This window comes from Propionimicrobium lymphophilum DSM 4903 (assembly GCF_000423485.1).
GTDB lineage: Bacteria > Actinomycetota > Actinomycetes > Propionibacteriales > Propionibacteriaceae > Propionimicrobium > Propionimicrobium lymphophilum.
This window is the reverse complement of the sequence record NZ_AUIB01000001.1, coordinates 461,810-485,196: the sequence shown is the minus strand read 5'-3', so window position 1 is coordinate 485,196 and position 23,387 is coordinate 461,810. Positions and strand designations below refer to the sequence as shown.

The window sequence follows — 23,387 nt, the reverse complement described above, 5'->3', positions numbered from 1 at the left end:
CTGTTCTCCGAACTGATTATGGTTAACCACTGAGCGTATGAACGAAAAGCAGCTTTCGCGACATAGACTCGATGTTAGCTAGTGAAAAGGATTTTGATGAACGAGACGACCCCAGAGCAGAAGGGCAGCCCAAAAACTGAAATAGCCAACAGGCAGAGCAGATTCTCTGAGGCTTTCAAGGAGTTTATCTGCAAGGATTGGCAGCCGTACGATCCGAACCTTCCTAAGCCAATCGCGGGTGCAGTCAATGCCGCCAAGCACCGTCAGCAGCTTTCCGAGATGTTCCCTGGCGAACGACTGATTGTTCCTGCAGGGCACCTTCAGGTTCGTAACAACGACTGCGACTATCGTTTCCGTCCACACAGCGCATTTACTTGGTTGACGGGCCTTGGCACCGACAGAGAACCCAACGCGTTTCTGGTGATGGAGCCGAGCGCCGGCGGGCACGATGCCAATCTTTACTTCCACCCTAGGGTCCCCCGCACGGACGAGGAGTTTTACGCCGACTCTACTTACGGCGAAATGTGGGTCGGCCAGCGAGAGTCTCTGGAAGAGATGAGCGCGCTTGGCGCTATCAACACTATGGACATCAGTGATCTCGAAATGAACCTACGCCAGGCGGCTTCCACCACACCGACGAGGATCCTTCGCGGGGCCAGTCCGGAGCTTGCCGACAGGGTAGACCAGTGGCGTGGCAGGGGCGACAAAGAAGACGCAGAATTCGAGACCGCTCTCAGTGAACTACGCTTCATCAAGGACGATTTCGAGGTGGCGCAGCTGGTCGAAGCCTGTGAGGCGACAGCGGTAGGCTTCGAGGCAGTCGTGAAGGAATTCCCTAATGCCGTGAAGAACGGCCGTGGCGAGCGCTGGGTTGAGGGCGTCTTCGGTCTGCACGCAAGGCACCGTGGAAACGCCGTTGGTTACGACACCATCGCGGCCTCCGGAGACCACGCAAACACATTGCACTGGATCGTTAATGATGGGGACCTGAAGGACGGCGACCTGCTTTTGATGGATGCCGGCGTCGAACTGGATTCGCTATACACGGCTGACGTCACCCGCACTATGCCGGTCAACGGTAAGTTCACGGATGCTCAGCGCAAGGTATACGACGCGGTCTATGAGGCTCAGTCCGCAGGCATTGAGGCTGCGCGCGCAGGAGCTGACTTCCTCGACGTGCATTACGCAGCGGTCTCGGTAATAGCTCGCAAGCTCGAAGAATGGGGAATTTTGCCCGTCAGCGCGGAAGAGGCGCTGAGCCCGGAGGGCGGCCAGTGGAGGCGTTGGATGGTGCACAGCACCAGCCACCACCTCGGCCTGGACGTTCACGACTGCGCTGCTGCCCGGCGCGAGGTGTACCGCCAAGGCAAGCTTGAGCCCGGTATGGTCATCACCGTTGAGCCCGGCATCTACTTCAAGTCCACTGATCTGATGGTGCCCGAGGAGCTACGCGGAATAGGCGTGCGCATCGAGGACGACATCTTGATCACTGACGGCGCGGCGAGGATCCTGTCCGATCAGCTCCCCCGCTCCAGCAAGGATGTAGAGGACTGGATGGCAGGCTTACTGAATTAGACCGAAACAAAATTAGGCCTGGTCGAGAAAACCGACCAGGCCTAATTTTTTGAGTTTGCTAGTTGCCGCGCGGATCGAACGTCTGCTGAGGGGTCTGATTTGCATCCGGCTGCGGGCTAGGTGCCGCCGGCGGAGCCCAGCTGCTCAGGTCCTGCGAAGTGGCGGCATCCTGCTGAGCCACCTGGTTTGGGGTGCCCGTGTAGGTCGGCCCGGCTAAGATCGAGCGAGCCTTAGCTGCGTGCTGACGGTCAACGAGAATCTCGTAGTGGGTGGCGACGATGGCAGTCGTCGAAGTGAAGTCCCTGTTGCCACCTGAAACCTGATAGGTGATCGCCGTAGTGATGAGGTTGATCAAGATGAAGATGGCTACCGCCATGACCAAAGTGGCGAGCCCGGCACCCGGCCAGAACAGCATCATCAGAAGACCTAGGCCAATGCCCCAAATCACGCCTTGTAGGGCACCAGCACCCATCACTTTGCCCCAGGTGAGCCTGCCCGTCACCTTCTCTACAGACCTCAGATCAGTACCGACGATAGTGCAGTATTCGACGGGGAACTCCCGATCCGACAGGTAATCGACTGCGCGCTGCGCGTCGGAATATTCGTCATAGATGGCTATCGCCGTGGCGCCCTTGATTCGGGCAGCCGAGTCCATGTTAATTCGGTTTGGCATGTGTTCCTCCAATTCGGTACTAGCCCAGACTAGACAAGCAACCTGTGAGCCAACTTTGAAGAACTTGTGAGTTAGCGATTCGTTTTGGTTTACCCAGGGCCTAATGAAGACCATGATTGCTCACTCCAAAGGGTAGGATTTCGCTTGTGAGTGTGTCTTCAGCCGTTTTCATCAGTAAGCTGCGCGGCCTCCCGATGTTGGACGCCCGTGGCGAACAGGTCGGCAAGGTCCGCGATGCCGTGGTCCAGGCCCGGCTGGGCAAGAACCCCAGGGTAAGAGGCCTTGTCGTCGAGCTGTTTGCGCGAAGACAAATTTTCGTCCCGATGATCAGGGTCAGGTCCATCGACGCGACTCAGATTGTGATTGGTGGCCAGGTCGATACCCGTCGTTTCGAACAGCGCTCCAGCGAAGTTTTGGTGATCGACGACATGTTCGATCGGGTCATCGAACGCACAGATGCTGAGAATAAACTAGAGCGCGCGCTCGTCCACGATATCGCCATGGCGCAGGTGCGAAACCGCGACTGGGCGCTCACCGAAGTCGCCCTCCGCGAGGTCAAGTCCAGGCGTTTTGGCATCCCCCAATACGGCCCGATCGTCACACGCAAGTGGCTAGATGTCGCAAAGTACGTCTGGACAGATCAGCAGCGCACGCACTCCAAGGTCGCAGAGCTGGCCGAGATGCACCCTGCGGATGTGGCTCGAGAGCTGCACGACATGGAACCGGACCGCAGGTCGGAAATCGCTCTTGCGTTGGACGACGAATTGCTGGCAGACGCATTTCAGGAGTTGCCTAGTGACGAGCAGGTCGACCTGTTGGAAACCTTGGAAGCCGAACGAGCAGCCGACGTTCTGGAAGAGATGGACCCGGACGACGCGGCCGACCTCATTAACGATCTACCAGAAGAAATGGCGGAGGACCTGCTCGCCCGAATGCAGCCGGAGGACGCTCGAGACGTGCGTAACCTGCTGCAGTATGAAGAGTTGACTGCAGGCGGCATGATGACGCCGGAGCCAGTCGTCGTCAGCGCCGATTCCACCATCGCCACCTGCCTTGCCAAGGTGCGCAACTCCGACATCACGCCGGCTCTAGCCTCGATGGTTTTCATAACGCGCCCACCACACGACCCGCCGACAGGAAAGTACTTGGGCGCGGTGCACATCCAGCGTCTGCTGCGAGAGCCACCGAGCCTGATGGCCGGCAGAATGGTCGACGATGAGATCGAACCGGTGTCGCCAGACCTAAACCTATACGACCTAAGCCGCTACTTCGCCACCTACAACCTCGTGATTGCCCCAGTCGTAGACGAGCACCAGCAGTTGGTAGGCGCCGTTACGGTTGACGACTTGCTCGACCATATGCTGCCGCCTGACTGGCGTGGCGCTCAGATGGATGGCGAAACCGAGGAGGCAGAAGAGTGAGCGAACAGACCCGTCTAGACACCCCTGGACGCACCAGGGGCTGGAAGCCGAAGCTAAAGATCAACTCGGAATCATTCGGTCAGTTCGCCGAATGGATCGCCCGCTACATGGGCAGCCCATCATTCTTGATTTGGATGTCGGTGTTCATCGTGGCGTGGATCCTGTGGAACACCATCTCGCCGTGGCAGTTTGACGAGGCCCCCTCGTTCATCATGCTGACGCTGATGCTTTCCATCGAGGCCGCATACTCCGCTCCCCTGATTCTTCTGGCGCAGAACCGTCAAGAGGACCGCGACCGACGAAGCGCTCAGGAGGATCGCCGAGTGGCGGCTCAGAGCCGTGCGGACATGGACTTCCTGGCACGCGAGATCGCATCACTGCGCAACAATGTTGGAGAGCTAGCCACCCGAGACTTCGTGCGCAACGAGATCCGCGATCAGCTACGCGAGCTTCTGGCGGAGCTAGATAAGGAAGACGAGCCAGCCCAAGACGACGGAAACTAAGGGTAGGTTAATACCTCCGACTCTGGGTTATTAAAACAAATTCAGGTAGAAAAGGTACGTGCCAGATCTAAATAAAAGTGTGTGGGAAGCATTAACCACAGTCATAGACCCAGAAATCAACCGTCCGATCACCGAACTGAATATGATCGACAACCTCACCGTCACCGATGACGGCGATGTTGAGGTGACGATTCTGCTGACGATAGCCGGCTGCCCGCTATCGAACACCATAGAGAACGACGCTAAAACCGCGATCGAGCAGGTGCCTGGCGTTAAATCCGTCAAGGTGCACATGGGCGCAATGACGGATCAGCAACGCAAAGAGCTGACCACGAAGCTGCGCGGCGATAAGCCGGAAAACCAGATCATCTTCAACAAGCCGGGCAGCATGACTCGCGTCATCGTTGTCGCCTCCGGCAAGGGCGGCGTCGGTAAGAGCTCGGTCACCGTAAACCTTGCGCTAGCGCTTGCCAGGCTCGGCCGCAAGGTCGGCCTATTGGACGCCGATATCTACGGTCACTCGGTTCCCGACCTGATGGGCATCACGGACGCCCGCCCGACGGTCATGGACAACATGATCATGCCGGTTCCAGTCCGCATGGACGCAACCGACGGCGTCGAAGCTCAGGTTCAGGTGATCAGCATGGGAATGCTTAAGGAGCGTCGTGATCAGGTGATCGCGTGGCGTGGCCCGATTCTGGATCGCGCGATCACCCAGCTACTTGCGGACGTCTTCTGGGGTGATCTGGATTATTTCCTCATCGATCTGCCCCCGGGCACTGGCGACGTCGCCATGACCATCGGCCAGAAGCTGCCGGGCAGCGAGATGGTTGTCGTGACCACCCCACAGTCGTCCGTTGCGGAGGTCAGCGAGCGCGCCGGCACCATGGGCTCGATGCTGAACCAGAACGCTCTGGGCGTCATCGAGAATATGAGCTGGCTGGAGACCACCTGCCCACACTGCAATGAGCCCTTCAAGCTCGAGCTGTACGGTTCCGGCGGTGGCGCTCAGGTTTCCGACGCGTTGACCGACAAGTTCGCTAAGCCCGTTCCTCTGCTGGCGCAGATCCCGATGGATCAGCTAGTGGCTCTAGGCGGCGAAAAGGGCACCCCGATTGTCATGGGAGCCCCCGATCGACCTGCTGGCGCAGCCTTCATCGAGCTGGCAAAGCAGATCGCAAAAACCAAGAAGTCGATCGTCGGCAAGCCTCTCAACCTGGGCGTACAAAACTAAATAAACATAAAAAAATCGGTGCCAACATTTAGCTGGCACCGACTTTTGTTCTTAAAGATTCGTTTCGTCTAGCAGCTTGCCGAATTCTTCGGCCAGTTCTGCGGGCGCATCCAAGAGCGGAGCGCGAAGACCGCCAACGGAGAAACCCTGATGGGCCAAACCAGCCTTAACCATCATGACTCCCTGAGTGGCGAACACTCCGGTGTAAACCGGCAGCAGCTCTTGGTAAATGCTCAACGCTTTAGCTTGATCTCCTGAAAACCACGCATTGATTAGTTTCTTTGTTCGGCGCCCGGTGAAGTGAGTGGACGTACCGACCAGCCCCTGGCCGCCAATGGACAGTTCCGAAAGCACCATCGCGTCGTCACCAGCGTAGTAGACCAAGCCGGTCTCTGCGATGACGCGCGCGGATCCGGCGACGTCCTTCTTTGCGTCCTTGACGCCGTAGATATTCGGGTGTTCGGCGAGCTCGATCATCGACTCGGTAGCGATCTCCCGCCCCGCGCGATGCGGAATGTCGTAGAGGATGATGGGCAGGTCGGTCGCATCTGCAATCTGCTTGAAGTGCGAAACGATTGCATCCTGCGGAGGCAGAGAATAGAAAGGCGTGACGGCCAACAGCCCGTCGACTCCGAGCTTTGCCGTTTCCCGAGCTAATTCGACGCTGGCGCGCGTGTCGTTGCTGCCGATGCCAGCGATCACCTTGGCGCGGTCGCCAACTTCCTCCTTGACTGCCTTAGCAAGCTGGAGCTTCTCCTTCGGGGTTGTGGTTGGCGACTCACCCGTCGTTCCACTCACCAAGACCGCGTCGTTATCTTGTTCATCGACCAGCCTGGCAGCGAGTTCGCGGGCTCTAGCAATGTCAACGTCACCATTGTCGTCAAACGGGGTCACCATAGCGGTGATCAGCCGTCCCAATGTTGCTTCAGCCATGTTGCTCCTCTGTTAGCAGGAATATTCATTATATAGTCCAAAAATCCGGCTAAACTTACGGTGTGACTGATTCGAACATTTCCGAGCCCCTAACCGCTCGTTCGCTAGAATACGCGGAAAACTACGTGCCGCTCTCCGAAGAAGTGGCGCAAGCCCGCAATAACGCGGTGAAGGCGGGCACGCCTGTACCAAGCAAGGGCGTTCTAGCCTTCCTTACATTCATCGCGAAGACGATCAAGGCAGAGAATGTTGTAGAGATCGGGACGGGCACCGGCGTCTCCGGCCTATCTCTTCTGCAAGGCATGGCTGGCGAGGTCGTGTTGACCAGCATCGACAGCCAGACCGAATGGCAGGCACAGGCACGCAAGACTTTCCGCGATGCGGGATACGCCTCACACCACTTCAGGCTGATCGCCGGCATTGCACTGGAGGTTCTCGACAATCTCCGCGATGGTGCATACGACATCGTGTTCGTCAACGGTGACGAACTCGAGTATGGCGAATATGTTGCTCAGGCACAGCGGTTGCTGCGCCCCGGCGGCATTCTCGTGCTACATGATGCGCTTTGGAACGACCTGGTTGCTAACCCCAAGGATGATTCCGACGAAGCCTTAATCATCCGCGAGGCACTGCAGGCGATTCTCGACGAGGAATCCCTCACCCCCACGATGCTGCCGCTCGGCAACGGCCTTGTTGCTGCCCTTAAAAATTAGTCGAATCTAAAAGAATCTCCCGCTTAAAAAAGCGGGAGATTCTTTGCTTTGATGCCTTAGATCGGCTTGACGATGGTGTTCTTCGGAACAACCGTGATGCCGCCCTCGGAGACGGTGAACCCACGAGCCAGGTCGGCTTCCTTATCGACGCCAACGCTGACTCCGTCAGGAATCACTACGTTCTTGTCGAGGATCACGTGGTTAAGGGTGCAATCCTTACCGATCTGAGCGCGATCCATGATCACGCAGCGGTCCAGGTTAGCGCCGGCTTCGATGCGCACTCCTGGGCTCAGCACCGAATGGTCGACGTCGCCGCCGGAGATGACGCAACCGCTTGTAACGATCGAGCTCTCAGCGGTGCCATGCAGGGTGAATTTGGCACCCGGCGCCTGAACCTGGTTGGTCCAGATCGGCCATTCGTTGTTGTACAGGTTGAACTCCGGCTCGACGGAGATGAGATCCATGTGCGAATCGAAGAAAGCGTCGATCGTGCCTACGTCACGCCAGTAGTTGCGGTCGTTTTCGGTGGAGCCCGGAACCCTGTTCTGCGTGAAGTCGTAGACGCCACAGGACTGGGCGTCGACAAAGGTCGGAATGATGTTCCCACCCATATCGTGCTTGGAATCTGGATCCTGACTGTCGGCTTCCAGAACCTCCACGAAAGCCTTGCGGCTGAAGATGTAGTTACCCATGGAGGCGAAGCTTTCGTCCGGGCTATCCGGCAGGCCAGGCGGATCGGCCGGTTTTTCGAGGAATTCATGGATTTTGCCGTCAGGACCCGCATCGATGATGCCAAAAGCGGAGGCTTCCTTCCGCGGTACACGGATAGCAGCCACGGTGGCATCCATCCCTGAATCGATGTGTGCCTGAAGCATCTGGCTGACATCCATCCGGTAGATGTTGTCCGCGCCGAAGACCACGACATAATCCGGTTCCTCATCGTTGATCAGGTTCATCGACTGGTAGATAGCGTCAGCGCTTCCCTCATACCAGTGTTTTCCGCGACGCTGCTGAGCAGGAACGGGGGTGATGTAGCTGCCGAGGAGCGTCGACATACGCCAGGTGATCGAGATGTGCCTGTCGAGCGAGTGCGATTTGTACTGGGTTAGAACGGCAACCTTCGTCAAGTTGGAGTTCACCAAGTTAGAAAGCACGAAATCAATAAGACGATAGGTGCCGCCGAACGGGACGGCTGGTTTTGCACGCTCTCCTGTGAGCGGCATTAACCTTTTACCTTCGCCACCTGCAAGGACTAATGACAATACTTTAGGTGAGGCCATGGTTTGAACTTACCTGTTCGCAGGCAACCTTTTGTCGAATATGCAATAAGTTGCCTATTCAGATGCACGGCTTGAAGATGACCCACGGCAACAGAAGCCATTTTTGGTGGTTCAAGACCGCAAAAGCCCTAAATGTGCGACTATCTGGTTATGCGCGTTTCAATTCTTACCCGTGAATATCCCCCGTACATTTATGGTGGCGCCGGCGTCCACGTTGGCCAGCTCGTCCCCAAACTTGCCAAGCTCATCGATGTTGATGTTCAGTGCATGGGCGAAGACCGTCCCGGAGCGACCGCCCACCAGGAAAACTTTCCGCCGGACGCGAACTCGTCCCTGCGTGTCTTCGGCGCCGATTTATCCATGGTCGATGCGCTTCCCGACATCGACCTGGTGCACTCGCACACCTGGTATGCAAACCTGGCTGGCCATCTTGGCGGCCTGTACAAGTCAGTTCCGCACGTCGTTACTGCCCACTCGCTCGAACCGCTGCGCCCGTGGAAGCGCGAGCAGCTGGCAGGCGGTTACGAGTTGTCAAGTTGGGCGGAGCGCACTGCTTACGAAGGCGCTTCCGCGGTGATTGGCGTCTCCAATGCGATGCGCAACGATATTTTGGAGGCCTACCCTCAGCTCGATCCGGATAAGGTGCACGTGGTTCTCAACGGCATCGACACCGAAGAGTTCTACCCGGAAACTGCGCACGATTACTGCGACAAGATCGGCATGGACATCAACCGCCCGTCTGTCGCTTTCGTTGGCCGCATTACCCGCCAGAAGGGCCTGGTCCACCTGGTTAACGCAGCGCAGAAGTTCGCAGAAGGAACCCAGATCGTGCTGCTGGCCAGCTCACCGGACACCCCGGAGATCGCTCAGGAGTTCTCTGACAGTCTCGATGAGTTGCGCAAGATTAAGGGTGACGACGTCATCTGGGTCAAGGACATGGCACCGCGCGATGGCGTCCGCCAGGTAATCAGCCATGCAACGGTTTTCGGCTGCCCCTCAATCTACGAACCGCTGGGCATCGTGAACCTCGAGGCAATGGCGGCAGAGACCGCCGTCGTCGCTTCGGCTGTCGGCGGCATCCCCGAGGTCGTCGTGGACGGCGAAACCGGTCTGCTCGTCCCCTATGACCCGAAGCAGGCAGACGACCCGGCATATATCGAGAAGTTCGAGTCGACTTTTGCCCAGAAGGTAAATCAGCTAGTTACCGACGAGGCTACCGCAGCGAGATTCGGCAAGGCAGGCAGGCAACGTTGCATCGACGAATTCAGCTGGATGAAGATCGCCGAGCAGACGGTGGATGTCTACAAGAAGGCGATCGAGCGTTACGAGTCCAAGTAAAAGACCTTTCCTAGACAAAGTAAGGCGGCCACACGCAACGTGTGGCCGCTTTACTTTTCAAGCTATTTAACGATGCCGTCCAGGCATTTCTTTAGCTCGGCTGCTTCTTCCTCGTTGATCTCAACGACCAAACGACCGCCCCCGTCGACTGGAAGACGCATGACAAGGCCCTTGCCTTCTTTTACCACTTCCATCGGGCCATCTCCGGTACGCGGTTTCATTGCTGCCATAGCACCCTCACACTTCTTGAAAAATACGGTTCAGCATTTGTCGGGTTAAACACTCTAGACGTCGCTGAATTATTATTTCCATTATCGTGGATGGGGCCAAATCTCGGGCAAAAACGCACATAATGTTAGCCGACATTAGGTAACCGGATGACCGTCTTAGGGGATATCGTTTTCTACTTGTTCGAATTTCGCATCGTCGAGCTGCTTCCCCGACAACTGATCCGTCAGCCGGTCCAGCAGCTCGTCTACCTGATGAGGGCTATATCCGCGAACAACGACGTCGAAAGAGACGTTATTTAGGTCATCGGAGGTCAGCTCCCTCGCAGGCAAATCCAGCCTTGGCGTTTGGTCCATAAGCGGCGCCTGACCACCCAGCTTGCCGCTGGAAACCGCAAGCGCTACCGCCAAAACACCAAGAATTATTACGGCAAATAGCCAAGCCATGAATGTCCCCTAATCCGTGATTTCGCCACTAGTGACAAATTCCACAGTCTCTTCGATGTCGTCAGTCAGCTTGAACAGATGCATGTCCGGTTCGCTTATGTAGCCATTGGTTAGGATGTTCTTCTCCATCCAGTCCACGAGACCCGACCAGTAGTCTGTGCCGAACAGCACGATCGGGAAATGCCCGGTTTTGCCGGTCTGAACCAAGGTCAGCGCCTCGAACAGCTCGTCCATTGTGCCGAAGCCACCGGGCATGACGACGAAGCCTTGGGCATACTTCAGGAACATCATTTTCCTGGCGAAGAAGTAACGGAAGTTGATGCCCAAGTTCACGTATTCGTTTAAGGAAGACTCAAAGGGCAGTTCAATTCCAAGCCCGATAGATACTCCGTCTGCTTTGGAGGCTCCTTTGTTCACTGCCTCCATTATGCCTGGACCGCCACCGGTGATTACCGCGTAGCCATTCTGGGCGAGACGCTTGCCGATCTCTAAGGCGTCCTCGTAGTGCTTGCTGCCCGGCTTGCTGCGTGCCGAGCCAAATATGCTGATGGCGTCACCAACATCGGCCAGAGTTCCGAATCCTTCGACGAATTCGGCTTGAATTCGCAGCACACGCCAGGGGTCGGAGTGTAACCAGTCGTGATCGCTTTGGGTCTGTAGCAGACGCTGCTCAGTTGTGGTCGCCTGTACTTGTGAGCCACGTCGGATCACCGGCCCCTGGGCTACAGAATCACCGCTGGGCACCGGAGCGTTATCGAAACTCTCGATAGTCTCATCAAATTTCTCATTCATATCGGTATCCATTCTGCCAAATACTGCAATCGAGCTGCTTTCGAAGTCGTTAATGGACGGTGAATTTAATTAGACATTCTTTCTTCCACTATGCACATCGATCTTCCGAACCCCTCGACCGCTTACCTGTCTGGACGAGTCGGCTAAAGTTCAATGCATGGCTTCTTTTCGCACGACCCTCACGGATCTTTCATGAGCAAAACCAAAGATCTGTCTATAGCTGCCATCTCCATCGTGGTGCTAGCAGCTCTGGTGGCGACGGTCGCGAGCTTTTTCGCCGGCCGCGGCGATGCCAGGCCAGACAAACCCGCCCAGGGATGCCAAGTCAGCGTCGAGGAACACAGCGCCTATCTCGACTACGATCAGGCCCAGAATGCGGCGATTATCGTGGGAGAATCGATCCGCAGGGGCTTGCCAGCGCGAGCCGCGACCATCGCGTTAACCACCGCGATGCAAGAATCCATGCTCAGAAACCTTGACTACGGAGACCTCGACTCCATTGGTTTATTCCAGCAGCGTCCGTCACAGGGCTGGGGAACGCAAGAACAGATCATGGACCCTTGGTATTCCGCGGGGGCTTTTTATGACCACCTAGTTACCGTTCCCGATTGGCAAAATGGGGACATCAACGACGTCGCCCAAGAAGTTCAACGTTCCAATCATCCGAACGAATATCGCAAGCACGAGCAGGACGCTAGAGCGTGGGCAAGTGCGCTAGCCGGCTTTAGCCCAGCAGCAATCAGCTGCGTAGATCAGCAGGAAAATCCTGCAGACCCAACTAAACTGACGGATTTCTTCAATCGCGTTTGGGCCGATGCGCTGCTGGTAGCCCAGGATGGCTCAACAATTACGGTGCAAGCCGGAAGCAAATCCACCACTTGGGCGGTGGCTCAGCTCTCACAGATGCTCGGGCAGCAAGCCGGACTCGTCGCTGCCTCAACAAACGACCACCACTGGACGATGTCGCCAGATAGCTATCAGCAATGGCAATCCTCAGAAACGCCGAGTCCCGAGGAGAGTTCCTGGCGAGCGACGCTATTGCTCAGACCCGCCGAAGCTAACTAAGGCGCTCGCAAGCGGCTTCGATTCGATCATCAAGGGCGGTCAAGCCGATTCTCACGTGCGTCGGATCGGGCTCATTGTAAAAGTCACCTGGCGCGGTCAGGATGCCGCGCTGGGCCAGCCAATCGACAGTTTCTCTAGCTGGGATTCCCCTCGTCGCCCACAGATAAAGCGAGCCCTCAGAATGATCTATCTGGAAACCCGCGTTCTGTAACGCCTCAGAAAGCTTGTTTCGCCTTCGAATGTAGCGATCGCGCTGGATGCTAACGTGTTCGTCGTCATCGAGGGCGGCCGCCATGGCCTCCTGGACAGGACCGGCAACCATTGCACCCGCGTGCTTTCGAATGGCCAGAAGTTCCTTAATTATCCGCGGGCAACCAGCAACGAAACCGGCTCGGTAACCAGCCATATTCGAGCGCTTAGAAAGCGAGAAGCAGGCGAGCAGGTTGGCAAGAGAGCCACCGTTTATCTCTGGGTCCAGAAGACTGAATGACTTGGCGTCCCAGGCAAACTCGCCATAGCATTCGTCGCTAACCAACAAAGCGCCAGTTTCCCGAGCGTACGCCACCCAACGCCTCAGCAAATCAGCCAAAACGATCGCGCCATGCGGATTTGCCGGAGTGTTCAGCCAGATTAGTGACGGGGCCTCAGACAAGTTATCGGGGTCGTCACAACGAACGACCTCAGCTTTCGCCAGCAACGCCCCGACCTCATAGGTCGGATAGGCGATTTCGGGAATAACGACGGTCTGACCGGGCTGAACACCCGCCTGAATCGGCAACCATGCAACAAGTTCCTTAGTGCCCATTACGGGAAGCACATTGGCCTCGGTCAGCGGAACGGAATTCCACCGGCGGCTCAGATAACCGGTTATGGCCTCCTGCAGCCGTGGAGTGCCCTGCACCGTCGGGTAACCGTGCCAGCGAGCACCCGCGTCAGCAAGCGCGTCCAAAACCACCTGGGGAACAGGGTCGGCGGGAGTACCAATGGAAAGATCGACGATCCCATCCGGATGAGATTGTGCTTTCGCCTTAGCAGCAGACAGCGTATCCCAAGGAAATTGCGGCAGGGTTTCAGACAGCAACATGTTTCTCCTAGCTATAGAGCCTTGAGTATATTGCTCGAAATAAAAATACGGGACGCCGAAGCGTCCCGTATCTCAAAAAGTTGTTGCTCTAGGCCTGTGGCGGTAGTGCTGCCACTCGGGGCTCGTCGTAATCCTGGGGGCCCTCAGAGGAAGCGCCGCCCGGCGAACCGAGCTGGTCGAAGAAGCTGGCGTTGATGTCAGCCCACTCCTCCATGTCTTCCGGTAGATCGTCCTCGTAGTAAATGGCCTCGGTCGGGCAGACAGGCTCGCAGGCGCCGCAGTCTACGCACTCGTCCGGGTGGATGTATAGGGTGCGCTCGCCCTCGTAGATGCAATCGACGGGACATTCTTCAACGCATGCGCGGTCCTTAACGTCCACGCACGGCAATCCGATTACGTAGGTCATATTGATACTCCGCTATCTAGTCGTAAAAGATATCTTTATTGGTTCAGTGTATCCCTGCACAAGCGTTAACCGAACGATCATTTTGCTAAGCATATCCTCACGAAACCCCGGAGTATTCACGCGCGTTGCCGCCAACTCGACGGGGTACCCTCTCATTGAAAACGAAATCTGGGTAGGCTTTAGGCATGGCAAACACCAGAACTGAAAAAGATTCTATGGGCACAATCGAGGTGCCCGCTAACCACTACTGGGGCGCCCAGACGCAGCGCAGCATCCAGAACTTCAACATCGGACGTCCGACGTTCGTTTGGAAACGACCCATGATCAAGGCATTGGGCATCCTCAAGAAGTCGGCTGCCCTTGCCAACGGCGAGCTAGGCGAGCTTCCCGAGGAAATCTCGAAGCTGGTCGCTCAGGCCGCAGACGAGGTCATCGCAGGCAAGCTCGACGAAGAGTTCCCGCTGGTTGTTTTCCAGACCGGTTCGGGCACTCAGTCCAACATGAACACCAACGAGGTGATCAGCAACCGCGCCATCGAGATCGCCGGCGGCGAGATGGGCACCAAGTCTCCGGTTCACCCCAACGACCACGTGAACCGCGGCCAGAGCTCCAATGACACCTTCCCGACCGCCATGCACATCGCGGTAGTTAACCAGCTGAACGAGAAGCTGCTGCCCGATGTTAAGCAGCTTCGCGACACGTTGGACAAGAAGGCTAAGGAATTCGCCGACGTCGTGATGGTCGGCCGCACCCACCTGCAGGACGCTACCCCGATCATGCTCGGTCAGGTAATCAGCAGCTGGGTTGCCCAGATCGATTTCGCCCTCGACGGCATCCGTTACGCTGACTCCCGCGCCCGTGAGCTCGCCATCGGCGGAACCGCAGTCGGCACCGGCCTGAACGCCCACCCGGAGTTCGGCGCGCTTTGCGCTAAGAAGATCAGCGAGGAGACCGGCCTGGAGTTCAAGCAGGCGGACAACCTGTTCGCTTCGCTTTCTGCCCACGACGCGCTGGTTCAGGTTTCGTCCTCGCTGCGCACCCTCGCAGACGCGCTGATGAAGATCGCCAACGACGTTCGTTGGTACGCCTCCGGCCCGCGCAACGGCTTCGGCGAGCTGATCATTCCTGAGAACGAGCCGGGCAGCTCCATCATGCCGGGTAAGGTCAACCCGACCCAGTGCGAGGCCATGACCATGGTCGCCACCAAGGTCTTCGGCAACGACGCAACAGTCGGCTTCGCCGGTTCGCAGGGCAACTTCCAGCTCAACGTCTACAAGCCGGTCATGGCTTGGTGCGTGCTGGAATCCATCCAGTTGCTGGGCGACACCTGCGTTTCCTTCGACGAGCACTGCGCCTACGGCATTGAGCCCAACCGCGAGAAGATTCAGGCCAACCTGGATTCCAACCTCATGCAGGTCACCGCGCTGAACCGTCACATCGGTTACGACAAGGCCGCAGCGATCGCTAAGAACGCGCACAAGAAGGGCCTCACCCTTAAGGAATCGGCTCTGGAGTCCGGCTTCCTGACTGAGGAAGAGTACGACAAGTGGGTTGTCCCCGCTGACATGACTCATCCCAGCCCCGCTGAGGACTAGTCGATAAATCATTTGAATGGTGGCCGCGACACGTTCGCGGTCACCATTTTCTTTACCTAAATCACCTGATCATTACGACAACTAACGGCCACCGCGTGATTTTCCGACGCCTTGGGGCCAAAGTAGGGTTATGACACAGCTCTACCCAGGTATGACACCGGCCGCCAGCGTCGGCGGCGCCGACAAAGTTTTAAACCACGACGAAGAACGCGACTTCATAGAAGCCCAGCTCGCTGATTTCGACGTCGACGGCAAGCGCCTCACAATAGTCATTCCAGATGGGACCCGTCACGCTCCCGTAGCCAGGATCCTTGGATTTGTCAGAGACGCGCTTAAAGATCGTCCGAAGGACGTTCGCGTAGTGATCGCCGCTGGCACGCACGCGGCTATGGATGACGACGCTATTGCGTCTTTGACTGGTTGTGAGCCAGGCAAGTTCTCGGAGACCTACCCCGGGTGGCAGATCTTCAACCACGAGTGGTGGGACGAGAACACCTTCGCGAACTTGGGCACCATCGATCGCAAAGAAATTGGCGAGCTCTCCGGCGGCCGCCTCACCGACAGAGACATGCACGTCATCGTAAACAAGATGGTGGTCGACACGGATGTGAACCTAGTGATCGGGCCGGTTCTCCCCCACGAGGTCGTGGGCATTTCGGGCGGCAATAAGTATTTTTTCCCCGGACTGTCCGGCCACGACGTGATCGACATGTCCCATTGGGTCGGAGCTTTGATCACCTGTTACGAAATGATCGGCTCGTTCGGGGTCACGCCCGTGCGAAAGATGATCGACGCTGCGGCAGACATGATTCCCGCGCCCAAGTATCTGATCGGAATGATCGTCAAACCAGGAACTCTGGATAACCAATTCTTGAGCTTCGGAGACTTGAAGACGGCCTGGGAAGCCTGCGCAGAGGTATCTCAGAAGGTGCACATCAAGTGGTGCGACAAACCATACAAATTAATCGTCTCGATGATGCCCGAAATGTATGAAGACTTCTGGACGGCCGCTAAAGGCTTCTACAAACTCGAGCCCGTCTGCGCCGATGGCGGAAAAGTGATTCTCTACGCGCCACACATCTGCAGCGTCGCAGACATGCACCCGGGGCTACGCAAGATTGGCTATCACAACCGTGATTACTTCGTGAAGCAGTGGGACAAGTTTAAGGATCATCCTTGGGGCGAGCTTGCGCACTCTACGCACGTCACGGGATTAGGCACGTATGACCCCGAGACGGGCGAGGAGAAAAACCGCATAACCTGCGCTTTCGCATCCAAGATTCCTCCGGAGGAATGCGCCATCTACAACAAGGAATACGTGGATCCGGATTCACTCGATTTCGACGAGCTAGAGAAGGACCCGGATGTCCTAATCGTGCACAACGCCGGGGAGCTGCTGCATAGGCTAAAGGATCCATCACAAATCAGCGGAGATCCAGAACTGTACAAGTAGTTCTCGAGTTCTTGAGGGGAGGGCCTTCGCGGCCCTCCCCTAGTTTTTAGCCTAAGTTTCACAGCGTCAAGTATTCTGGCTGCGTCCCAATAGTTTTTAGGAGCAAAATGCTTTCCACCGATCGTCTTGAAGCCTTCGCAGCGGCGTTCTCGGCGCTGAGTTCTATTCAACTGGAGCCTGCTAGCGACGAGATTTTCGAAGCGGTGACGGCGATACTCAACGAGTGGCCGCTACCTCGCGAGGCAGGCGCCAAACTATCAGACGATCAAGACTGCGAAAATCAGTTGACTAAAAATGGAATGCAGCTTACGGATTTGGGGCTTAACCAGCTTCAGGCGTCATCAGACAGCGTCGAGACTTACGACCAGCGCTTTCATGACCAAGACCTGCTCTACGGCATTTCGTCCACTTCTAAAGTGCCACCGTTCGAGTCGGTGCACCGCAGCCCCGATGGCCTTGTTTTCGATCTAGAAACGTTGGCCGTCCGCGAGTGTTACCGCAAGCTTGACCTCGAGGCTCCGAAGCTAAACTCAGAGCCGGACGACCACATCGGTCTGGAAATCAACTTCCTGATGACCGCTTGCCTGCGCGCACACCAAGCCTTGACCAGTGGAGACCAGCAGGAAGCCACCCGCCTGACGTGGATAGCCGCTGATTTCACGCGAGACCACCTGCTGCAGTGGGCGCCTCAGATGTTGGCCGAGGCGACGCAGGCTGCCCAAACACACTGGGTCAAAGGCATGGAACTTCTGACGCTCGGCACCATACTTTTGTGGGCTAGAGCTCTTCTTTCCTGTGGAGCACTATCCAATGACGGGTGCTGCTGCCACGATAAACCGCAGACCTTGACCTCGCTCTCAGATACAACTGAAACCGACGAGACCGTGATCAAGCTCAACCTGCCGCAAGACGCGCCAGCCGACGAACAGGCACCCCTCCGCAGGCTGAGCATTCTGCCGACGAGCAAGACGCTAGAAAAAGCGCTGGTATCCGCAAAGGAATTAGTCAGCTAATTAAGGCCAGCCTAAGCAAAACCTTTTCAATATTTGCCTGCGTTATTGCAGATATTTTTCGCATTTCTGGAAGTGGCGTTTTTAACCTTTTTACTGGCAGAAATCTACGCTTCCAGTTAATAGAATTAGCGAAAATAGTTATTGGCAATTCGTAAGCGAGGATGACCATGAGCAGTAAGTTGCCGAGTCGCCGTTCCTTTTTGAAGTGGTCTGCCGCAGCAGGCGCTGCCACCGGTCTAGTAGCGTGCTCGAAACAGCCGAGCCCCTACTCTCATCCCAGCGATGAACTAGTGCCAAACGGAACCGGCAGGGTCGACGTAGACCGCACGGTTTGGAACGCTTGCCTGGTTAACTGCCAGTCGAGATGTGCGCTTCGCCTTCAGGTTAAGGACGGAAAAGTCGTTCGGGTATTGCCTGACAACACAGGCGGCAACGAACTCAACAATCTCCGCAACATTGCGTGCGTCCGTGGCCGCAACCAGAGAGAGCGCATCTACTCCCCCGACAGGATTAAGCACCCGATGAAACGCGCGGGAAAGCGTGGCGAGGATAAATGGGTGCAGATCTCTTGGGAAGAGGCGTTCGACACCATCGCTTCCGAACTGAAGAGGGTCAAAGAGACATACGGCAACGAAGCTATTTGGTATCACTACGGGACAGGATCCACCGGCGGAAATATCACTAAGCGTGGCACCTGGCCCAGGCTTTTGAACTGCTTCGGTGGTTTCCTCGGACAATACGGCGATTACTCTACGGCTCAGATCACTGCCGCTTTCCCCTATTTTTATGGGGAATGGACGCCTTCGAACTCGTTCGAGGACGCCAAAAACACCAAATTGCAGGTTATGTTCGGAAACAACCCACTCGAGACCAGAATGTCTGGTGGTGGGGAAACGGGCGTCGTCACAAAGGTTCGCAAAGACCACGGCATCCGAACCATCGTCATCGATCCACGATATTCAGAAACTGCGTTAACGATCGCTGACGAATGGATCGCACTTCGTCCTGGCACCGATGCAGCATTAATCGCAGGCATGATCTACGCCATGCTTGAGGAAAACTTGCAAGACCAAGAATTCCTCGACAAATACTGCATCGGATTCGACGAACACACGATGCCCGAAGGCGTCCCTGCGAACAACTCCTACCGCGCCTACCTTGAAGGTAAAGGCCCCGATGGCATCGCGAAGACCCCGGAATGGGCAGCTAAGATTTGTGGCGTCCCTGCGCAGAAGATCCGTCAGTTGGCTCGCGAAATTGCCACCACGAAACCCGTCGCGATTACTCAAGGATGGGGGCTACAGCGTTCAGCTAACGGTGAAAACGCGTCTCGAGCTGTCTTCCTGCTTGCGTGCGTCACGGGAAATCCTGGCATACATGGCGGCGGAAACGGGGCGCGAGAAGGAAACTCCCAGGCAAAAATCGCCAAGTTCCCCTTGCAAGAGGGCAAAGAACCACCCGTCAAAACTCAGATCTCTTGTTTCAATTGGATCGACGCCATCGATCACGGCGAGCAAATGACGGCGACTAAAGACGGGGTCCGCGGCAAAGACAAGCTTGACGTCGGAATCAAACTGATGGTCGTTAACGCGTCGAACTGCTTGACGAATCAGCACAACGATTTGAACCAGACCTACAAGACGCTCTCGGACACATCGAAGGCTGAGTTTATTCTCGTTATTGATCACCAGCACACTGACAGCGTCAAATGGGCTGACATGGTGCTCCCCTCGACGACTAACTTCGAGGAGCAGGATTTAATTCCTGGAATGTCTTGCGGCGATATGGGATGGGCCATCTGGGCAGATAAGGCAATCGAACCTCTATACGACTGCAAGACGGGCTACGAGATGTGCACGGAAATCGCTAAGCGCCTGGGAATCGAGGAAGAGTTCACCCAGGGCCGCACGCAAGAGGAGTGGCGCATGTGGCTGTGGGAAGAATCGAAAAAGAAGGAACCCACTCTTCCCGAACCTGAAGAATTCCGAAAGGTCGGCATGTGGAGACGACACACGGATGTTCCGTTCGTCTCCATGAAGGATTTTAGGGAGGACCCCGAAGCTAATCCGCTAAAGACGCCGTCAGGAAAAATTGAAATCTTTTCTAACCGGCTTTGGGAAATGTCTAAAACCTGGGAGTTCGATGGCACACTCGGCCAAAGATTAACTGCCCTTCCTGAGCACATTGAGACTTGGGAGGGCCCTGGCCAAGCCAAAGAAAACGAAAAGTATCCTTTGCAGTTGATCGGGCACCACTACAAGGGCCGGACGCACTCCTCTTACGCTAACTTGCCGAAGTCTAAAGAGGCGCACCCGCAGAGGGTGTGGATCAACCCGATCGATGCTCAGGCACGCGGCATCGAGAACGATGACATGGTGGACGTCTTCAACGATCGTGGACGAATGCGCATTCCTGCTCAGGTCACGACACGTATTGTCCCTGGAGTCATTTCCGTTCCTCAGGGGGCTTGGTATGAACCCGACAAGGATGGCATTGACCGAGGCGGCAGCGTAAACCTGTTAACCAAATACCGTCCTTCCCCACTTGCAAAGGGCAACCCGGCAAACACTGCGCTCGCTCAAGTTGAAAAGAGTAAAGCCAAATAGACTGATTGCGGCATTTACCACATCAGATAGACGTTTAGTTCCAGACTAGACTTCTTATTACTACTCGAGGGGAATGGGAATGCCCAAGCAGCACAGTAGCCGCGTTGAACAGCAAGGGTCGAGAGATGCTGGCGCGCGCAAGCATTCCCGAGACCTCGGCAGGGACGGCATTACTCGAATGGTGGACCGCGATCGAGCCCTGCGCGCGCGCGGCCTGGGCAGGGCTGAAGAAGAAAAGACCTCGTCCCCAACGTTGCGCGAGGACGAGGTCTTGCCTTATCTGATAGCCCGAATTCGGGGCCAGTAGGGTTAGCTTCTAGCTGACTACTTGCACTTTTCGTTCTCGTAGTCGGTCATCTTCTGGATTCGCCTGGAGTGACGCTCCTCGTCGCTGAACTTGGTGGTCAAGAAGGTCTTGACGATTTCTAGCGCCAATTCGTTGGACACGAATCGTCCACCCAGCGAAATGACGTTGGCGTTGTTATGCTCGCGGGCCAGCTCTGCAAGTTCGACGCAGTCTGCGAGAGCAGCACGGCAGCCCTTAACCTTGTTGGCCGCGATCTGCTCGCCGTTGCCCGAACCACCAAGTACGACACCCAGTGCGCCATCGCCAAACTCGGCAACCGTTGCCTCTGCAGTGGGGATGATGTAGTCGGGGTAGTCGTCTTGAGCATCGTACTCGGCCGGCCCGTGGTCGATTACCTCGTATCCTTCCTCACGCAGCTTCTCGACCAGGTAATTCTTCATTTCGAAGGCGGCATGGTCGGTTCCAATGTGTACACGCATGACTAGATCCTTTCAGACCCATCGGGTCGAATTCGTCGATACTAAATTTTACTGGTTTTATCGTTTCCCGCCCTCGATGAGTTTTATTAACTCTTCCTCGTTGAGGATGGGGATTCCCAGCTTTTCCGCTTTGTCGGCTTTGGAGCCAGCGTTAGCTCCTACGACGACGTAATCGGTCTTCTTACTCACTGACGAAGTTGCCTTTCCGCCGTGGCCGACGATGGCCTCCTTAACGCTATCGCGAGTGAAGTTCTCGAGGCTACCAGTGACAACAATGCTCAGCCCCTCGAGGGTCTGTGGGTCGTTCGTCGAGGTCTCCTCAGCCATTCTTACACCAGCCGCAGACCATTTCTCTACGATCTCGCGGTGCCAGTCAACCTCGAACCAGCTCTTCAGCGATTCCGCGATTATCTCGCCTACGCCTTCGACCTCAACCAACTCGCTGATGCTCCCCTGGCGAATTGCGTCCATAGACCCGAATTGGGCAGCGATGGCTTGAGCAGCAGTAGGCCCCACGTGCCTGATGGAAAGCGCGACCAGCACTCGCCACAGCGGCTTATCCTTGGCCTCTTGCAGGTTTTCCAGCAGGCGCTGCCCGTTCTTGCCGAGCACAAACGACGTGACTGCCTTGCCGTCGGCGTCCTTCGATTCTTCCTTGCGCAGGAAGAAATCGCATTTAGTCAGATCATCCTCGGTTAGATCGAAAAGCTCCGCCTCGTTTTTAATCACCTCAGCGTCGATGAGCGAGCGAGCAGCCTTCTCCCCTAGCGCTTCGATGTCCAAGGCACCCCTGGATGCCAGGCCAAAAAGTCTCTCCACGAGCTGCGCTGGGCACGTCTGCGAATTGGGACAACGGATGTCCTTGTCGGATTCCTTCTCCGGGCGCAGCTTCGTGCCGCACGACGGGCAGTCTTCAGGCATCTCGAATTCAGTCTCGCTGCCGTCGCGCAGCGACTCGACCGGGCCAACCACCTCTGGAATGACGTCACCGGCCTTTCGTAATACGACTGTGTCGCCGATGAGTAGCCCTTTCCGCACCACCTCGAAAGCGTTGTGCAGTGTGGCCCTCTCGACCGTTGAGCCAGCAACCCGCACAGGTTCCATAACCGCGAAAGGGGTCACTCGCCCGGTTCGTCCTACCTGCACATCGATGTCCAGAAGCTTCGTATTCACCTCTTCGGGCGGAAACTTATATGCGACCGCCCACCTGGGCACTCGACTGGTGTAGCCGAGACGGCCCTGCTGAGCCAGATCGTTCACCTTGACGACGATTCCATCGATCTCATGGCTCAGATCGTGGCGGTGCTCGCCAAAGTGGCGCACGTATTTGAGCACCTCGTCGACGGACGAAACCACCTTGTTCTCTTCGGCTATCGGCAAGCCCCAGCCGGCAAGCAGCCCATACGCTTCGCTTTGCCTGCTGGGACGCTGCTCGGAAAACTCTCCGATGCCGTGCGTGAGCATCGTCAGCGGCCTGGATGCCGTAACCTTCGGATCTTTTTGCCTCAGAGATCCTGCGGCAGCGTTGCGCGGATTAGCAAAGATGTGCAGCTTAGCCGGCTTGCGCTTCGCCTTGCCCTCGGGCAACGCCCGATATTCCCTCTCGTTTTGCTCATTAATCTCGGCGCGCTTCTCGTTCAATTCATTGAATTCCTTGACCCCAAGGAATACTTCGCCCCGGACCTCGAGCACCTCGGGCCAATCGTGGCCCTCCAGGTTTTGCGGGATGATGGGGATGGTGCGGACATTGGCAGTGATTTCCTCGCCGACGACTCCGTCGCCTCGCGTGGCGGCCGAAACCAGAACTCCATCTCGATATACGAGGTCAACTGAAAGACCATCGATCTTTAGCTCGCAAAGCCACTCGATGCTTTCCCCTGCAAGAGCAGCCTGGGTTTTCGAGATCCAGTCCTTAAGCTCGTCGACGCTGAAGACGTCCTCCAGTGAATAGAGCCTCTGTAGATGTTCTACGGGCGCAAACGGCGTCTCTTCTTGAGGCTGACCTACCCGCTGAGTCGGGCTGTCGGGGGTTCGAAGGCTAGGGAACTTATCTTCTAGGTCGACCAGCTCGGAAAAGAGCTCGTCGTAGCGTGCGTCGGACAGGATCGGATCGTCCTTGCCGTAATAGCTATCTTGGGCGCGCTCAATGATGTCGACTAGCTCTGTCCACCTGCGCGAATCAGCGGAAGATGGATCCGACAAAGAATCGGATTCGATACGTAAATCAGCCACAACTCAATTGT

General features: G+C 56.5%; 22 protein-coding genes. 12 read left to right on the top strand and 10 right to left on the bottom strand.

The genetic code is table 11. From position 1 onward, the window contains the following. Window positions 1-96 precede the first annotated feature (96 nt). Window positions 97-1,575 (top strand): aminopeptidase P family protein, encoded by a 1,479-nt coding sequence (locus G556_RS0102180; RefSeq protein WP_028821599.1) that lies wholly within the window; start codon window positions 97-99, stop codon window positions 1,573-1,575. A gap of 58 nt (window positions 1,576-1,633) precedes the next feature. Here G556_RS0102180 and G556_RS11370 read toward each other — a convergent pair whose 3' ends face one another. Further along, a complete protein-coding gene (locus tag G556_RS11370) occupies window positions 1,634-2,248 on the bottom strand; it encodes a YflT domain-containing protein (RefSeq protein WP_233418159.1) in 615 nt (204 codons plus the stop codon). 146 nt (window positions 2,249-2,394) lie between these two features. On the opposite strand from G556_RS11370, the gene G556_RS0102170 reads away from it, so the two are divergent. From G556_RS0102170 to G556_RS0102160, 3 genes are read left to right on the top strand one after another with little or no spacing between them, the layout of a single operon-like run. Next, window positions 2,395-3,669, top strand: coding sequence for a magnesium transporter MgtE N-terminal domain-containing protein (locus G556_RS0102170; RefSeq protein ID WP_016456505.1), 1,275 nt, complete (start codon window positions 2,395-2,397; stop codon window positions 3,667-3,669). Continuing rightward, the gene (locus tag G556_RS0102165) at window positions 3,666-4,172 is read left to right on the top strand and encodes a DUF1003 domain-containing protein (RefSeq protein WP_016456506.1); all 507 of its coding nucleotides are present in this window, start codon (window positions 3,666-3,668) and stop codon (window positions 4,170-4,172) included. The genes G556_RS0102170 and G556_RS0102165 overlap by 4 nt, the downstream gene beginning before the upstream one ends. 58 nt (window positions 4,173-4,230) lie before the next feature. After that, complete coding sequence (locus G556_RS0102160; protein ID WP_028821597.1) at window positions 4,231-5,406, top strand: Mrp/NBP35 family ATP-binding protein; 1,176 nt, start codon at window positions 4,231-4,233, stop codon at window positions 5,404-5,406. A gap of 51 nt (window positions 5,407-5,457) precedes the next feature. Here G556_RS0102160 and dapA read toward each other — a convergent pair whose 3' ends face one another. Then, window positions 5,458-6,339: a 4-hydroxy-tetrahydrodipicolinate synthase gene (dapA, locus tag G556_RS0102155; protein ID WP_028821596.1), complete on the bottom strand. Its 882-nt coding sequence runs from the start codon at window positions 6,337-6,339 to the stop codon at window positions 5,458-5,460. 62 nt (window positions 6,340-6,401) lie between these two features. Between dapA and G556_RS0102150 the strand changes: the two genes are divergently transcribed. After that, entirely contained in the window at window positions 6,402-7,052 is a 651-nt protein-coding gene (locus tag G556_RS0102150; RefSeq protein WP_036915419.1) for an O-methyltransferase, read from the top strand. A 56-nt stretch (window positions 7,053-7,108) separates the two neighbouring features. Here G556_RS0102150 and glgC read toward each other — a convergent pair whose 3' ends face one another. Continuing rightward, window positions 7,109-8,332 (bottom strand): glucose-1-phosphate adenylyltransferase, encoded by a 1,224-nt coding sequence (gene glgC, locus G556_RS0102145; protein ID WP_028821594.1) that lies wholly within the window; start codon window positions 8,330-8,332, stop codon window positions 7,109-7,111. 150 nt (window positions 8,333-8,482) lie between these two features. Between glgC and glgA the strand changes: the two genes are divergently transcribed. Continuing rightward, on the top strand, window positions 8,483-9,670 hold the full coding sequence (gene glgA, locus G556_RS0102140; protein ID WP_028821593.1) for a glycogen synthase: 1,188 nt from the start codon (window positions 8,483-8,485) through the stop codon (window positions 9,668-9,670). Between the two features lie 62 nt (window positions 9,671-9,732). On the opposite strand, the gene G556_RS11215 is transcribed toward glgA, so the two are convergent. From G556_RS11215 to G556_RS0102125, 3 genes are all read right to left on the bottom strand, one after another. Further along, a complete protein-coding gene (locus G556_RS11215) occupies window positions 9,733-9,900 on the bottom strand; it encodes a DUF3117 domain-containing protein (RefSeq protein ID WP_016456512.1) in 168 nt (55 codons plus the stop codon). 156 nt (window positions 9,901-10,056) lie between these two features. Continuing rightward, the gene (locus tag G556_RS09910; RefSeq protein WP_051176547.1) at window positions 10,057-10,344 is read right to left on the bottom strand and encodes a DivIVA domain-containing protein; all 288 of its coding nucleotides are present in this window, start codon (window positions 10,342-10,344) and stop codon (window positions 10,057-10,059) included. A gap of 9 nt (window positions 10,345-10,353) precedes the next feature. Further along, window positions 10,354-11,136 carry an LOG family protein gene (locus G556_RS0102125; RefSeq protein WP_016456514.1) on the bottom strand — a complete coding sequence of 261 codons (783 nt, stop codon included), beginning with the start codon at window positions 11,134-11,136 and terminating at the stop codon, window positions 10,354-10,356. 192 nt (window positions 11,137-11,328) lie between these two features. Between G556_RS0102125 and G556_RS11800 the strand changes: the two genes are divergently transcribed. Further along, on the top strand, window positions 11,329-12,201 hold the full coding sequence (locus G556_RS11800) for a hypothetical protein (protein WP_028821591.1): 873 nt from the start codon (window positions 11,329-11,331) through the stop codon (window positions 12,199-12,201). Here G556_RS11800 and dapC read toward each other — a convergent pair. Beyond that, window positions 12,194-13,300 carry a succinyldiaminopimelate transaminase gene (gene dapC / locus G556_RS0102115; RefSeq protein ID WP_028821590.1) on the bottom strand — a complete coding sequence of 369 codons (1,107 nt, stop codon included), beginning with the start codon at window positions 13,298-13,300 and terminating at the stop codon, window positions 12,194-12,196. The genes G556_RS11800 and dapC overlap by 8 nt on opposite strands. A 73-nt stretch (window positions 13,301-13,373) precedes the next feature. Next, window positions 13,374-13,691, bottom strand: coding sequence for a ferredoxin (gene fdxA, locus G556_RS0102110; RefSeq protein ID WP_016456517.1), 318 nt, complete (start codon window positions 13,689-13,691; stop codon window positions 13,374-13,376). Between the two features lie 185 nt (window positions 13,692-13,876). Here fdxA and fumC point away from each other — a divergent pair, with 185 nt between their 5' ends. From fumC to G556_RS0102075, 5 genes are all read left to right on the top strand, one after another. Beyond that, complete coding sequence (gene fumC, locus G556_RS0102105) at window positions 13,877-15,286, top strand: class II fumarate hydratase (protein WP_028821589.1); 1,410 nt, start codon at window positions 13,877-13,879, stop codon at window positions 15,284-15,286. A gap of 130 nt (window positions 15,287-15,416) precedes the next feature. Then, a complete protein-coding gene (locus G556_RS0102100) occupies window positions 15,417-16,739 on the top strand; it encodes a lactate racemase domain-containing protein (protein WP_028821588.1) in 1,323 nt (440 codons plus the stop codon). A 107-nt stretch (window positions 16,740-16,846) separates the two neighbouring features. Beyond that, a complete protein-coding gene (locus tag G556_RS10925; protein ID WP_051176546.1) occupies window positions 16,847-17,752 on the top strand; it encodes a TorD/DmsD family molecular chaperone in 906 nt (301 codons plus the stop codon). A gap of 167 nt (window positions 17,753-17,919) precedes the next feature. Further along, window positions 17,920-20,358 carry a DMSO/selenate family reductase complex A subunit gene (locus G556_RS0102080; protein ID WP_211219422.1) on the top strand — a complete coding sequence of 813 codons (2,439 nt, stop codon included), beginning with the start codon at window positions 17,920-17,922 and terminating at the stop codon, window positions 20,356-20,358. 79 nt (window positions 20,359-20,437) lie between these two features. Further along, window positions 20,438-20,665: a hypothetical protein gene (locus tag G556_RS0102075; RefSeq protein WP_155941716.1), complete on the top strand. Its 228-nt coding sequence runs from the start codon at window positions 20,438-20,440 to the stop codon at window positions 20,663-20,665. Window positions 20,666-20,682: 17 nt separating this feature from the next. On the opposite strand, the gene G556_RS0102070 is transcribed toward G556_RS0102075, so the two are convergent. Then, window positions 20,683-21,144 carry a ribose-5-phosphate isomerase gene (locus G556_RS0102070; protein WP_016456524.1) on the bottom strand — a complete coding sequence of 154 codons (462 nt, stop codon included), beginning with the start codon at window positions 21,142-21,144 and terminating at the stop codon, window positions 20,683-20,685. A 57-nt stretch (window positions 21,145-21,201) separates the two neighbouring features. Further along, window positions 21,202-23,376 (bottom strand): NAD-dependent DNA ligase LigA, encoded by a 2,175-nt coding sequence (ligA, locus tag G556_RS0102065; protein ID WP_051176545.1) that lies wholly within the window; start codon window positions 23,374-23,376, stop codon window positions 21,202-21,204. Window positions 23,377-23,387 lie beyond the last annotated feature (11 nt).

Excerpts from the sequence above, each read along its gene's own strand:
- G556_RS0102180 (WP_028821599.1), top strand. The coding sequence starts at position 97 with ATGAACGAGACGACCCCAGAGCAGAAGGGCAGCCCAAAAACTGAAATA.
- G556_RS11370 (WP_233418159.1), bottom strand. The coding sequence starts at position 2,248 with ATGCCAAACCGAATTAACATGGACTCGGCTGCCCGAATCAAGGGCGCC.
- dapA (WP_028821596.1), bottom strand. The coding sequence starts at position 6,339 with ATGGCTGAAGCAACATTGGGACGGCTGATCACCGCTATGGTGACCCCG.
- glgC (WP_028821594.1), bottom strand. The coding sequence starts at position 8,332 with ATGGCCTCACCTAAAGTATTGTCATTAGTCCTTGCAGGTGGCGAAGGT.
- glgA (WP_028821593.1), top strand. The coding sequence starts at position 8,483 with ATGCGCGTTTCAATTCTTACCCGTGAATATCCCCCGTACATTTATGGT.
- G556_RS11215 (WP_016456512.1), bottom strand. The coding sequence starts at position 9,900 with ATGGCAGCAATGAAACCGCGTACCGGAGATGGCCCGATGGAAGTGGTA.
- G556_RS09910 (WP_051176547.1), bottom strand. The coding sequence starts at position 10,344 with ATGGCTTGGCTATTTGCCGTAATAATTCTTGGTGTTTTGGCGGTAGCG.
- G556_RS0102125 (WP_016456514.1), bottom strand. The coding sequence starts at position 11,136 with ATGAATGAGAAATTTGATGAGACTATCGAGAGTTTCGATAACGCTCCG.
- G556_RS11800 (WP_028821591.1), top strand. The coding sequence starts at position 11,329 with ATGAGCAAAACCAAAGATCTGTCTATAGCTGCCATCTCCATCGTGGTG.
- fdxA (WP_016456517.1), bottom strand. The coding sequence starts at position 13,691 with ATGACCTACGTAATCGGATTGCCGTGCGTGGACGTTAAGGACCGCGCA.
- fumC (WP_028821589.1), top strand. The coding sequence starts at position 13,877 with ATGGCAAACACCAGAACTGAAAAAGATTCTATGGGCACAATCGAGGTG.
- G556_RS0102100 (WP_028821588.1), top strand. The coding sequence starts at position 15,417 with ATGACACAGCTCTACCCAGGTATGACACCGGCCGCCAGCGTCGGCGGC.
- G556_RS10925 (WP_051176546.1), top strand. The coding sequence starts at position 16,847 with ATGCTTTCCACCGATCGTCTTGAAGCCTTCGCAGCGGCGTTCTCGGCG.
- G556_RS0102080 (WP_211219422.1), top strand. The coding sequence starts at position 17,920 with ATGAGCAGTAAGTTGCCGAGTCGCCGTTCCTTTTTGAAGTGGTCTGCC.
- G556_RS0102075 (WP_155941716.1), top strand. The coding sequence starts at position 20,438 with ATGCCCAAGCAGCACAGTAGCCGCGTTGAACAGCAAGGGTCGAGAGAT.
- G556_RS0102070 (WP_016456524.1), bottom strand. The coding sequence starts at position 21,144 with ATGCGTGTACACATTGGAACCGACCATGCCGCCTTCGAAATGAAGAAT.